General features: G+C 38.9%; 9 protein-coding genes. 8 read left to right on the plus strand and 1 reads right to left on the minus strand.

The genetic code is table 11. The features are described from left to right. Positions 1–189 precede the first annotated feature (189 nt). The 8 genes from uvrB (at position 190) to FTX43_RS09845 (ending at position 12,660) form a co-directional block, all read left to right on the plus strand. Positions 190–2,184, plus strand: a complete 1,995-nt coding sequence (gene uvrB / locus FTX43_RS09810; RefSeq protein ID WP_002292109.1) for an excinuclease ABC subunit UvrB — start codon at positions 190–192, stop codon at positions 2,182–2,184. Positions 2,185–2,193: 9 nt separating this feature from the next. After that, complete coding sequence (gene uvrA, locus FTX43_RS09815) at positions 2,194–5,010, plus strand: excinuclease ABC subunit UvrA (protein ID WP_002313677.1); 2,817 nt, start codon at positions 2,194–2,196, stop codon at positions 5,008–5,010. A 262-nt stretch (positions 5,011–5,272) separates the two neighbouring features. Next, on the plus strand, positions 5,273–6,538 hold the full coding sequence (locus FTX43_RS09820) for a D-aspartate ligase (protein ID WP_002320122.1): 1,266 nt from the start codon (positions 5,273–5,275) through the stop codon (positions 6,536–6,538). Positions 6,539–6,541: 3 nt separating this feature from the next. Further along, positions 6,542–7,273, plus strand: coding sequence for an aspartate racemase (locus FTX43_RS09825; RefSeq protein ID WP_147607034.1), 732 nt, complete (start codon positions 6,542–6,544; stop codon positions 7,271–7,273). A 136-nt stretch (positions 7,274–7,409) separates the two neighbouring features. Further along, positions 7,410–8,294, plus strand: coding sequence for an RNase adapter RapZ (gene rapZ, locus FTX43_RS09830; protein WP_002292102.1), 885 nt, complete (start codon positions 7,410–7,412; stop codon positions 8,292–8,294). After that, positions 8,291–9,289: a YvcK family protein gene (gene yvcK / locus FTX43_RS09835; protein WP_002316327.1), complete on the plus strand. Its 999-nt coding sequence runs from the start codon at positions 8,291–8,293 to the stop codon at positions 9,287–9,289. The genes rapZ and yvcK overlap by 4 nt, the downstream gene beginning before the upstream one ends. A gap of 33 nt (positions 9,290–9,322) precedes the next feature. Then, complete coding sequence (gene whiA, locus FTX43_RS09840) at positions 9,323–10,258, plus strand: DNA-binding protein WhiA (RefSeq protein ID WP_002292098.1); 936 nt, start codon at positions 9,323–9,325, stop codon at positions 10,256–10,258. 170 nt (positions 10,259–10,428) lie between these two features. Beyond that, complete coding sequence (locus FTX43_RS09845) at positions 10,429–12,660, plus strand: excinuclease ABC subunit UvrA (protein ID WP_147607035.1); 2,232 nt, start codon at positions 10,429–10,431, stop codon at positions 12,658–12,660. Positions 12,661–12,778: 118 nt separating this feature from the next. On the opposite strand, the gene FTX43_RS09850 is transcribed toward FTX43_RS09845, so the two are convergent. After that, on the minus strand, positions 12,779–13,300 hold the full coding sequence (locus tag FTX43_RS09850) for a DsbA family protein (RefSeq protein ID WP_002292093.1): 522 nt from the start codon (positions 13,298–13,300) through the stop codon (positions 12,779–12,781). Between the last annotated feature and the right edge of the window lie 172 nt (positions 13,301–13,472).

Consider the following 13,472-nt stretch of genomic DNA (forward strand, 5'->3'; position numbering starts at 1 on the left):
GCTCGAAAAAATGAAAAAAATGCGAGTTTCTAACATTATATGTTATAAAACATAACATGGAGAATGAGAGAAAAAAGTGGCGAAAGTATGTTCGGTGTGGTATAATTTTTTAGTAAGGAATGCCTTTGCTTTCCTTTTCTTTTTATTGGTCGTAAAATGAAAAGGAATGAATGAAAAGGAGGACAAAGAATGATTGAAAGAGATACCTCCCGACGCTTTGAGCTTGTCTCGAAATACCAACCGGCTGGTGATCAGCCTGAAGCGATTAACCAATTAGTGGATGGCGTAGTCGGCGGGAAAAAAGCACAAATTTTATTAGGTGCGACTGGAACAGGGAAAACATATACGATTTCCAATCTTATTGAGAAAGTGAATAAACCAACACTGATTATTGCCCATAACAAAACATTGGCTGGTCAGCTGTACGGGGAATTCAAGGAATTTTTCCCTAACAATGCTGTTGAATATTTTGTTTCTTATTATGATTATTATCAGCCTGAAGCTTATGTGCCTTCAAGCGATACGTATATCGAAAAAGATTCAAGTGTAAATGATGAGATCGATAAATTACGACATTCGGCTACTAGTTCATTATTAGAAAGAAATGATGTGATCGTCATTGCATCCGTTTCATGTATTTTTGGATTAGGTTCGCCTTTTGAGTATCAAAAACAAGTCGTTTCGATTCGACAAGGAGCAGAATTAGATCGCAACCAGTTGATTCGTGACTTAGTCAGTATCCAGTTCGAAAGAAATGATATAGATTTTCAGCGCGGTCGTTTTCGAGTGCGTGGTGATGTCGTGGAGATTTTCCCGGCTTCAAGAGATGAACGTGCCTTAAGAGTGGAGTTTTTTGGAGATGAAGTCGAACGTATCCGAGAAGTCAATGCGCTGACAGGTGAAGTTTTAGGAGAAACGGAACATGTAGCAATCTTCCCGGCAACTCATTTTGTGACGAATGACGAACATATGGAGCATGCCGTAGCGAATATCAAAGCAGAATTAGAGCAGCGTTTAGCTGTTTTACGAAATGAAAACAAACTTCTAGAAGCTCAACGTTTAGAACAGCGAACCAATTATGATATTGAAATGATGTTAGAAATGGGCTACACTTCAGGAATCGAAAATTATTCTCGGCATATGGACGGACGTAAAGAAGGCGAACCGCCTTATACGCTATTGGATTTCTTTCCTGAAGATTTTTTGATCGTGGCTGACGAATCGCACGTGACCATGCCTCAAATCAGAGGAATGTATAATGGCGACCGAGCGAGAAAACAGATGCTAGTAGATTACGGTTTCCGTTTGCCATCTGCTTTAGACAATCGACCGCTTCGTCTAGAAGAATTTGAAAAACATGTCAATCAGATCATTTATGTCTCTGCGACACCAGGACCATATGAATATGAACAAACTGATACCGTTATCCAACAAATCATCCGTCCGACAGGGCTGCTTGATCCAGTAATCGAAGTCCGTCCAATCATGGGACAAATCGATGATCTAGTAGGCGAAATAAATGAACGGGTCGAAAAAGATCAACGGGTATTTGTAACGACACTGACGAAAAAAATGGCAGAAGACCTCACAGATTATTTCAAAGAATTAGGAATCAAAGTCAAATATCTGCATAGTGATATCAAAACGTTGGAACGAACAGAGATCATTCGAGATCTACGATTAGGCGAATTTGATGTGTTAGTCGGAATCAATTTGCTTCGTGAGGGATTAGATGTACCTGAAGTTTCTCTTGTTGCTATCTTGGATGCAGATAAAGAAGGCTTTTTACGTAGCGAACGTTCCTTAGTCCAAACGATTGGGCGAGCTGCTCGTAATGAAGAAGGGAAAGTAATCATGTACGCAGACAAGGTGACGGATTCTATGCGTTTAGCGATGGATGAAACGTCAAGACGTCGTACGATTCAGCAGAAGTACAATGAAGAACATGGGATCGTTCCAAAAACGATCATTAAAGAAATCCGAGATTTGATTTCTATTACGAAAGAATCGGAAGATGATACAAAAGAAGCGGTACAAGTGTCGTATGAAGAAATGACGAAGGAAGAAAAAGACACGTTATTGATGAAATTAGAAAAAGAAATGAAAGATGCGGCAAAAGCTTTGGATTTTGAAACAGCCGCTAATGTACGAGATATGATTTTAGAATTAAAAGCTTCGAAGTAGGAGGACAACATGGCTAACGATAAAATTACGATTCATGGTGCACGTGCCCATAACTTGAAAAATATAGATGTCACGATTCCACGAGACAAATTCGTGGTCGTTACAGGTTTGTCCGGTTCTGGAAAGAGTTCCTTAGCATTTGATACACTGTATGCAGAAGGACAGCGGAGATACGTAGAAAGTCTTTCTGCGTATGCCCGCCAGTTTTTAGGTCAAATGGATAAACCAGATGTAGACAGCATCGACGGATTGAGTCCGGCGATTTCTATTGATCAGAAAACAACAAGTAAAAACCCTCGTTCGACAGTAGGTACTGTGACGGAAATCAATGACTATTTACGCTTGTTGTTTGCTCGTGTAGGACATCCGATTTGTCCCAACGATCATATCGAGATTACCAGTCAATCAGTAGATCAAATGGCCGATCAAGTAATGGCTTTACCTGAGCGCACAAAGATTCAAGTAATGGCACCAATCGTGGTAAAGAAAAAAGGTCAACACAAAAAAATATTCGAACGAATCCAAAAAGAGGGATACGTCCGCGTTCGAGTCGATGGCGAAATCTATGATTTAAGTGAAGTACCTGAGCTGGAGAAAAACAAAAAACACGATATCGCAATCGTCATCGACCGGATCATTGTGAAAGAAGGAATTCGTTCTCGTCTATTTGATTCTTTAGAGGCAGCCTTGCGACTGGCAGACGGCTATGCTTTGGTTGACGTGATTGGCGAAGAAGAAATGTTGTTTAGCGAACACTATGCTTGTCCTTATTGCGGATTTACTGTTGGTGAACTAGAACCAAGACTGTTCTCCTTCAATGCGCCTTTTGGAGCTTGTCCAGACTGTGACGGTTTAGGCGTCAAATTAGAAGTCGATCAAGATTTAGTCATTCCAGATAGAACGAAGACGCTTAGTCAAGGTGCAATCGTTCCATGGAATCCAATCAGCTCTCAATATTATCCTCAAATGTTAGCGCAGGCTTGCGAAAGTTTCGGTATCGATTTGGATACACCATTCGAAGAATTACCGGAAGAACATCAGGAAATCATCTTAAATGGAACAGATGAACTTTTCCATTTCCATTATGAAAATGATTTTGGTGGCGTTCGCGATGTAGAAACAACTTTCGAAGGAGTATTGAAAAATATCGAACGTCGTTATCATGATACGAACAGTGATTTCACGCGTGAGCAAATGCGTCTTTATATGACCGAATTGACTTGTCAGACGTGTAAAGGTTATCGTTTGAATCCTCAAGCATTATCTGTTCAAATCAATGGAACGAATATTGGGCAAACAAATGAATTGTCTATCCAAAAAGCAGTAGACTTCTTCTCAAACCTTACATTATCTGAACAAGAAAAAGTGATTGCCAAACCGATTTTAAAAGAAGTAAATGACAGACTTTCATTCTTAGAAAATGTCGGATTAGACTATCTAACCTTGAGTCGTGCTTCGGGAACGTTATCTGGAGGAGAAGCACAGCGAATCAGATTGGCTACGCAAATTGGATCGAATCTTTCTGGAGTTCTGTATATTTTAGATGAACCATCGATCGGATTACATCAACGCGATAATGATCGACTGATTGGCTCATTGAAGAAAATGCGTGATCTTGGCAATACACTCGTTGTGGTCGAACATGATGAAGATACGATGTGGGCAGCAGATTATCTGATTGACGTCGGACCTGGAGCAGGGGAACAAGGCGGACAAATCGTTGCTGCAGGTACTCCTGAAGAAGTAGCTAATGATGAAAATTCTTTGACAGGGAAATATCTTTCAGGGAAAAAATCGATCCCGGTGCCAAAAGAACGCCGTAAAGGTAATGGGAAAGCAATCAAGATTACTGGTGCTTCAGAAAACAATCTGAAAAATATCAGTGTCGAATTTCCTTTAGGAGAATTTGTAGCAGTAACAGGTGTGTCTGGTTCTGGAAAGAGTACATTGGTCAATAGTATCTTAAAGAAATCATTAGCGCAGAAATTAAATAAGAATTCTGCCAAGCCAGGTAAATTCAAGACAATTTCCGGCTACGAAAGTATCGAAAAGATCATCGACATCGATCAAAGCCCAATCGGACGGACGCCGAGAAGTAATCCAGCGACTTATACGAGTGTCTTTGATGATATCCGTGGGTTATTTGCTCAAACAAACGAGGCAAAAATGCGGGGATATAAGAAAGGTCGTTTTAGTTTCAACGTAAAAGGCGGTCGTTGTGAAGCGTGTCGCGGGGATGGGATTATTAAGATCGAAATGCACTTTTTGCCTGATGTCTATGTTCCTTGTGAAGTATGTCATGGCAAACGATATAACTCTGAAACATTAGAAGTGCATTACAAAGGAAAAAGCATTGCAGATGTTTTGGAAATGACGGTAGAAGATGCTGTAGAATTCTTCAAGCATATTCCAAAGATTCATCGCAAACTGCAAACGATCGTTGATGTTGGCTTAGGGTATGTGACGATGGGACAACCAGCAACGACATTGTCCGGTGGCGAGGCGCAACGGATGAAACTTGCCAGTGAATTACACAAAATCTCTAATGGAAAGAATTTCTATATATTAGATGAACCAACGACTGGTCTTCATAGCGACGATATCGCCCGTTTGTTGCAAGTGTTACAAAGGTTAGTAGACGCTGGTAATACAGTTTTAGTGATCGAACACAATCTAGATGTAATCAAAACAGCCGATCATATCATTGATTTAGGACCAGAAGGCGGAGAAGGCGGAGGAACGATCCTTGCGACTGGAACTCCAGAAGAAATCATTGATGTAAAAGAAAGCTATACAGGTCACTATTTGAAAAAAATAATGGTATAAAGAAGATAGATCGCTGAGATAGTTAAAAAAACATAAAAAAATGAATTTGTGCTTGTTTTCTTAATACTAGTGTTCTAGAATCATTACATGGTAGTTCTTTCTACACTGATTGGTATAGATAAAAACTTCCTATAAGTTCAATCCGTTCAAAAAAGAATTGAGCAATCGGAGGAGTTTCCTTTGATTGCTTTTTTCTTTATGGTATGATATTCCTTGTGTAGTTAGAAAAGAAAAACAAGAGATTATGAGTAAGTGAGAGATAATGATGAACAGTATTGAAAATGAAGAATTTATCCCTATATTATTAGGAAGCGACATGAACGTTTATGGTATGGCACGTTCTTTTAACGAAGCATACGGCAAAGTCTGCCAAGCATATGCTTCTGATCAATTAGCCCCTACCCGCTACAGTAAAATCGTCAATGTAGAAGTCATTCCAGGATTTGATAAAGACCCTGTATTTATCGAGACGATGCTTCGTTTGGCAAAAGAAAGATATTCTGATAAGAGTAAAAAATATCTTTTGATCGCTTGTGGTGATGGGTATGCAGAATTGATCTCTCAACATAAGCAAGAGCTGTCAGAATATTTTATCTGTCCGTATATTGATTATTCTTTATTTGAAAGACTGATCAATAAAGTAAGCTTTTATGAAGTTTGTGAAGAATATGATCTTCCGTATCCTAAAACATTGATCGTCAGAGAAGAAATGTTAGTAAATGGACGCTTAGAACAGGAATTGCCTTTTGAATTCCCGGTTGCTTTGAAACCCGCAAACAGTGTGGAGTACCTTTCTGTTCAATTTGAAGGAAGAAAAAAAGCGTTTATTCTAGAAACGAGAGAAGAGTTTGATTTGATTTTAGGTCGGATCTATGAAGCCGGTTATACTAGTGAAATGATCGTACAAGATTTTATCCCGGGTGATGATAGTAATATGCGTGTGCTAAATGCGTATGTAGATGAAGATCATCAAGTTCGGATGATGTGTCTTGGTCATCCACTTTTAGAAGATCCTACACCAGCATCGATTGGAAATTACGTTGTGATCATGCCAGATTATAACGAAAAAATCTATCAAACCATTAAAGCATTTTTGGAAAAAATCGAATATACCGGCTTTGCCAATTTCGATATGAAGTATGATCCTAGAGATGGAGAATATAAATTATTTGAAATCAATTTGAGACAAGGACGTAGCAGTTTCTTTGTGACATTGAACGGCTTGAATCTGGCTCGTTTCGTCACAGAAGATCGAGTGTTCAACAAACCCTTTGTTGAAACGACCTATGGAACGAATCAATCAGATAAAGCAAGATTATGGATGGGTGTGCCCAAAAAAATCTTTTTAGAATATGCTCGGGAAAATGAAGACAAAAAACTAGCTGAGCAAATGATCAAAGAAAATCGTTACGGCACTACTGTATTTTATGAAAAAGATCGGTCAATCAAGCGCTGGATGTTGATGAAATATATGTTCCATAACTATATTCCAAGATTCAAAAAGTATTTTCATGTGAAAGAAGGCTAGTTCATGGAGAATTTTTTCAGTATTTTAGGCGGAATGGGCACGATGGCGACAGAAAGTTTTGTTCGCTTGATCAACCACCGAACGAAAGCTACAAAAGATCAAGAATATTTGAATTATGTCTTATTCAATCATGCAACAGTTCCTGATCGTACAGCTTATATTTTAGATCGATCAGAAGAAAATCCAGTGCCGTTTCTGCTGGACGATATTGAGAAACAAAATTTATTGCGACCAAACTTCATTGTGTTGACTTGTAACACAGCACATTACTTTTTTGAAGAATTACAAGCGGCAACGGATATTCCTATTCTGCATATGCCAAGAGAAGCAGCAAATGAACTTGTCCGTCAGCATACGACAGGGAGAGTAGCGATTCTAGGAACAGAAGGAAGTATGAAAGCTGGAATCTATGAACGCGAAGTCAAAAATCTTGGATTCGAAACAGTGATTCCTGATACTGCGCTTCAAGAAAAAATCAATTATTTGATCTATCATGAAATCAAAGAGTCAGATCACTTGAATCAAGAACTCTACTATGAGATTTTGGAGGAAGCGGTAGAGCGATTAAACTGTGGAAAAGTTATTCTAGGTTGCACGGAATTATCTTTGATGCATGAATTTGCTGAAGATAATCATTACCCAGTGATCGATGCTCAATCTATTTTAGCGGATCGGACGATCGAACGTGCATTAGCTGAAAGAAACGAAGCATTAGATACAGTATCTGAAAAGTAGAAAAATCTTGGATTTGGGGCAAATATCCTAAAAGATATTTGGTCCAAATCTTTTTGTAAAAGAGAAAGAAAGCTGGTAATGATACGCCCGGAATGATATAATTTTATTATGTACAATGTGAGAGGGGTTCGTAAATATGACAGATAATTTGCAATTAGTCATCATAACAGGTATGAGCGGTGCAGGAAAAACAGTAGCTATCCAAAGTTTTGAGGATATGGGCTATTTTTGTATCGATAATATGCCACCTCGATTGATTCCAAAATTCTGGGAATTGATCAAAGAATCAGGTAAAGTCACAAAAATGGCTTTAGGAGTAGATTTACGTTCTCGTTCCTTCTTTGAAGAAATTCAAAACATGCTGATTGAAATCGAAAATACGAACTTCATCGACACTTCTATCTTGTTTTTAGATGCTTCGGACGAAGAACTAGTTGCTCGTTACAAAGAAACAAGACGAGCGCATCCGATGGCAATGGACGGTTTGATCACTGAAGGAATCCGTAAAGAGCGGGCAATATTAGACGACTTGAAAGCACAAGCTTCCGTGATCATTGACACCACGACATTGACACCACGACAATTACGCGAAAAAATCAACGAGTCTTTCAAGTCAAAGGGAGACCAAGGATTTCGAATCGAATTTGTATCATTTGGCTTTAAATATGGGTTGCCGATTGACTCTGATATCGTGATGGATGTACGTTTTTTGCCAAATCCTCATTATATTCCAGAACTAAGACCACTAACTGGTAAAGACCAGCCAGTCTATGATTATGTGATGTCCTTTGATGAAACACAATCTTTCTATCATAAATTTTTGGATCTTCTGGAAACCGTATTGCCTGGATATATCAAAGAAGGAAAAAGCAGCTTGACAGTTGCAATCGGCTGTACAGGCGGCCAACACCGTTCTGTGGCGTTGACTGAACGTTTGGCAAATGCTTTAGGAAAAACATATAAAGTCAATGTGACACATCGGGACAAGGATAAAAGGAAAGAGACGGTGAACCGGTCGTGAAAATGAAAACCTACCGGATAAGAAAACCAAAGATCGTAGTGGTCGGCGGTGGCACGGGTCTGCCGGTTATCCTAAAAAGTTTACGAAATCAGGGAGCAGATATCACGGCGGTAGTAACTGTTGCGGATGATGGTGGAAGCAGCGGCGCAATCAGAGAATCGATCGCTATGGCTCCTCCTGGTGACTTGAGAAATGTCTTAGTAGCGTTATCAGATATGCCGCAATTCTATGAAGATATTTTCCAATATCGTTTTAAAAAAGAAGATCAGTTCTTAGCCAATCATACGATCGGTAACCTGATTATTGCTGCAGTTTCCGAAATGCGAGGAAGCACATATGAAGCGATTCAATTATTAGCGAAAATGATGCATGTAGATGGACACGTCTATCCTTCTTCAGAAACGCCTTTGACCTTGCATGCCGTCTTTAAAGACGGAACGACTGCAGTAGGAGAATCTAAAATCGCGATTGATCGCAAAACGATCGATCATGTCTATGTTTGCAACACGAATGATAAAAGTGAAGCTAAAGCGGCACGAAAAGTCGTTTCAGCAATTATGGATGCCGACATGGTCGTTTTGGGTCCCGGCAGTTTATTCACTAGCATCCTTCCCAATTTAGTGATACCAGAAATTGGCGAAGCTATGATTAATACAACTGCTGAAACCGTGTATATCTGTAATATCATGACCCAAAAAGGGGAAACTGAACACTTCACCGATGCCGATCATATACGTGTCTTACACAAGCATTTGAAGCAGCCTTTTATCGACACGGTACTAGTCAATACGGAAAAAGTACCAGAAGATTATATGGACCCGGAAATCTATGATGAGTACTTAGTACAAGTCGCACATGATTTCCATGGATTGAGAAATGAAGGCTGTCGAGTGATTTCTACCGACTTTTTAGAATTGAAAGACGGTGGTGTCTTCCATGATGGAGACAAAGTGGTAGAAGAATTATTCCGATTAGTTTTCGGTTCAAAATATTAAGCAATTTATTGTTGGAGAAAGGAGGAGAATAGGATGTCATTTGCTGCAGATGTGAAGAAAGAACTAACTGGTTTGGAAGTTCATCGAGAACATGCGAAAGCAGAATTAGCTGCTTTGTTGCGAATGAACGGCTCTTTAGGTATTGTGAACCAGCAGTTTATTTTGAACGTCCAAACAGAAAATGCTGCAATTGCCAGACGTATCTATTCTCTTTTGAAAGATCATTATCAGGTACGAAGTGAGCTACTCGTTCGTAAAAAAATGAAATTAAAAAAGAACAATGTCTATATCGTCCGCTTGAAGCAAGGCACAAAAGATGTGTTGATGGATCTTGATATTATGGATGGTATGATGTTCAATGGACACGTTTCGGACGAGATTATGGGGAATTCGCAAAAAATGCGTTCGTATTTACGTGGGGCTTTTATGGCCTCGGGTTCAGTCAATAATCCAGAAACAAGCCGTTACCATTTAGAGATATTTTCCATTTATGAACAGCATAACCAAGACATTTGCGATATGTTGAATTATTACGGACTGCATGCTCGAACGCTTGAACGACGCAATGGCTATATTTCCTATTTAAAAGGCGCAGAAAAGATTGCTGATTTCTTGACACTGATTGGTGCAACTAATTCGATGCTTCGATTTGAAGACGTGCGGATCGTACGGGATATGAGAAATTCGGTCAATCGCCTAGTTAATTGTGAGACAGCAAATTTGAATAAGACGATTGATGCGGCTTCTAAACAAATTGAAAACATCGAATTGATCGAAGCAAAGGTCGGTCTGCATGCCCTTCCTGAAAAACTTCAGGAAATTGCTGAACTCCGGCTTCAGCATCCAGAAGTCAGTTTGAAAGAGTTAGGGGAAATGATTCCCTCAGGTACGATATCCAAATCGGGAATCAATCACCGTATACGCAAAATCAATGAATTTGCGGAAAAACTACGTGAAGAAGCAGTGTAATCCAATGTAAAAACTGATACATGAAGCAGAGGTGCGGATGTATCAGTTTTTTTTATTTAACAAAATATCACTTGCTTTTCTTTTCTTCTTCTGTCAAACTATAAATCCCTATTACTGCCCGTTGTTCGCCATAGATTTGTTTAAAAATCGATTTTAAAGGAGAAACAAGGATGACAGAGTATATTGAATTGATTCATGCACGAGAAAACAACTTGAAAAACATTGATTTGCGTATCCCAAAAAATAAAATTACCATCTTTACTGGCGTATCAGGGTCTGGCAAATCTTCTATTGTTTTTGATACGATTGCACAGGAGGCGGGCAGACAACTGAATGAGACTTTTAATAGTTTTGCACGTAATTTTTTGCCTAAATATAGCAGACCTGATATTGATGAAATCAAGCATTTATCCACGGCTGTTTTGATCAATCAGAAGAAACTGGGAGGAAATGCTCGATCCACTTTAGGTACTGCAACGGATATTCAGGCACTTTTTCGAATTTTATTTTCACGCTTTGCTGAACCGCCATTAGGTTATGCCAACGCGTATTCATTTAATGATCCTCAAGGTATGTGCCCTGTCTGCCAAGGAATTGGAAAAACGATAACATTGAATATCGATGCCGCCGTAGATGTGACACGCTCACTAAATGAAGGAGCAATCTTGCTTCCCAATTTCACGGTAGGGACTTGGTATTGGAAAATGTATGCAGAGACTGGTTTATTCGACCCAAACAAACCAATCTCCGAATACACATCAGAAGAATACGATCGATTATTGTATGGAAAAGCAGAGAGAATCAATATACCAAGTGCGGGAGATATGAATGTGACGTATGAAGGGATTGTCACTCGATTCATGCGAACCAATGTCCATACTGAAAAAGAAACAACGAAAAAAACAGCAAAGGTTCTGGAGACGTATACCAAAATGGACACTTGTCCAGAATGCCAAGGAAAACGTTTCTCACACGAAGTCCTAAACTCTAAAATAAACGGTTATAATATATACGATTTGACCGCAAAAGAATTATCTTCACTATTACAAATACTAGAAACGTTAGATAACAAAGAGCGTCATCCGTTGATTGCCAGTATCAAAAAACGTATCCAAGATTTGATTGATATTGGATTAGGCTATATGACATTGACACGCGAGACTTCAAGTTTATCTGGAGGGGAATCACAGCGAGTAAAAATGGTGAAGCAATTAGCTAGCAGTTTGACTAATATGATGTATATTTTTGATGAGCCAAGTACAGGATTGCATCCTAGAGATGTCCATCTACTTAATGATTTATTAAAAAAAATCCGAGATGAAGGGAATACAGTTCTGGTAGTCGAACATGATCCTGATGTCATCAAGGTGGCCGATCATATCGTGGATGTAGGACCTTATGCTGGAAGTCACGGCGGTGAGATCATGTATACTGGGGATTATGATGGATTACTGGATTCTGGTACGTTAACGGGAAACTATTTGCGACATCAATTACCAATCAAAAAAGAAGTACGGACATTTTCAGAAACCTTTATTAGCCGCCAGAGCTCTTTGCATAATTTAAAAAATATTCGCTTAGAAATCCCTAAAGGTGTTTTTACCGTTGTTTCTGGGGTAGCTGGTTCTGGCAAGAGTACATTGGTCAATCAAGTATTTTTAAAAGATTTTCCAGAAAGCCTACTTATTGATCAAAATCCAATCCATACGAACAAACGGTCAAATCCAGCCACATTCAGTGGGATCATGAATAACATTCGGAAAGCTTTTGGTAAAGAAAATCAAGTTGATGCTGGATATTTCAGCTACAATTCTAAAGGGGCTTGTCCAGAATGCAAAGGAATGGGTGTAATCGAGCTTAATCTATCCTTTATGGACGAATCAGAGGTAGTTTGTTCAAATTGCCATGGGAAACGTTATGATCCAGCTGTTTTGGATTATCGTTATCGTGGAAAAAATATCGTAGAAGTCATGGATATGACCATAGAAGAAGCACTTGAATTTTTTGATGAGAAAGAGATCCAGCGAAAGCTTGAGAATCTAGAAGAAGTTGGTATTGGTTATCTGACTCTTGGACAGCCGATGGACACCTTATCTGGCGGAGAAGCACAAAGGCTGAAATTAGCTAATGAATTGAAAACAAATGGACAAATATACATTCTAGATGAGCCAACAACAGGACTGCATATGTCAGATGTCGAAAATGTGATTCGAATTATCAATAACTTAGTGGATAAAGGGAACATGGTCATTGTTATTGAACACAATCTAGATGTGATCCGAAGTGCTGATTGGATCATTGATCTTGGACCAGAAGGTGGATCTGGTGGTGGAAATATTCTTTATGAAGGGATTCCAGGAGGATTAAAGAACGCACAAACGATCACTGGAAACTATATCTGATTGAATACTGTTTAGTGGAGAGGTTGTGACAGAAGCTACTTCTGGAACACCGTTTATTCGGAAAAAACATACTAGGAAAGGGCTGTGACAAGACTTTTGTCACAGCCCCCTTGTTGTTTTATTTTGCTTGGATCAATTCTTTTAGTTTTTCTTTTGAAATAGATTCATCAAAGATTTCTTTACCCAAGATGACGGTTGGAACAAATCGAATATGTGCTTGCTCAGCTTCGTTGATGATAGCTTGGCTCAGCTGTTCGTTTTTTTGTTCTGCTAGCCCTAATTTATCTGCTGCAAAATCCGCTACTCCTTGGAGCGAAAGATGTTTCCACTCGTCTTGAGTATCGAATATTTGTTTGATTTCTTTGATTGCTTGTTGTCCATCGCTGATCGTGATATACCGGTGCATCACGTTTCCTCGCTGCAAGCTTTCTTTTTCTTTATCGAATAATTTGATCACTCTCTGTAATTGACCGCTTTGGACGGCTTCTTCCAATAGCTCATGAGATTCTTCAAACCATTGTCGGCAATATGGGCAAGCTAAGTTGATGAATTCGATCATTTTTTTAGGAGCATCTGATGAACCATAAGTAATACCTTTTTCTGTAGTTGTTTTTGTTGCATCAATCACTGATATATCCATGTAAAAACACCTCTTTCGGTTATAGTTTACACATGTCTGACAAAAAAAGGCAACGATTTAGATTGTTTTTCTAAAAAATGATTGAAATAGACGTATGTGAAATATTTTTCTAAATAAAAGAAAAAATGGAATATTTTACGTTATAATGGAACAGATAATAAGAGAGAATATG

Source organism: Enterococcus sp. DA9 (assembly GCF_008000875.1).
GTDB lineage: Bacteria > Bacillota > Bacilli > Lactobacillales > Enterococcaceae > Enterococcus_B > Enterococcus_B lactis.

What these genes read in the sequence shown, in the direction of transcription:
- FTX43_RS09820 (WP_002320122.1), top strand. Translation starts at nt 5,273, where the DNA reads ATGATGAACAGTATTGAAAATGAAGAATTTATCCCTATATTATTAGGA.
- FTX43_RS09845 (WP_147607035.1), top strand. Translation starts at nt 10,429, where the DNA reads ATGACAGAGTATATTGAATTGATTCATGCACGAGAAAACAACTTGAAA.
- FTX43_RS09850 (WP_002292093.1), bottom strand. Translation starts at nt 13,300, where the DNA reads ATGGATATATCAGTGATTGATGCAACAAAAACAACTACAGAAAAAGGT.
- uvrA (WP_002313677.1), top strand. Translation starts at nt 2,194, where the DNA reads ATGGCTAACGATAAAATTACGATTCATGGTGCACGTGCCCATAACTTG.
- rapZ (WP_002292102.1), top strand. Translation starts at nt 7,410, where the DNA reads ATGACAGATAATTTGCAATTAGTCATCATAACAGGTATGAGCGGTGCA.
- uvrB (WP_002292109.1), top strand. Translation starts at nt 190, where the DNA reads ATGATTGAAAGAGATACCTCCCGACGCTTTGAGCTTGTCTCGAAATAC.
- whiA (WP_002292098.1), top strand. Translation starts at nt 9,323, where the DNA reads ATGTCATTTGCTGCAGATGTGAAGAAAGAACTAACTGGTTTGGAAGTT.
- FTX43_RS09825 (WP_147607034.1), top strand. Translation starts at nt 6,542, where the DNA reads ATGGAGAATTTTTTCAGTATTTTAGGCGGAATGGGCACGATGGCGACA.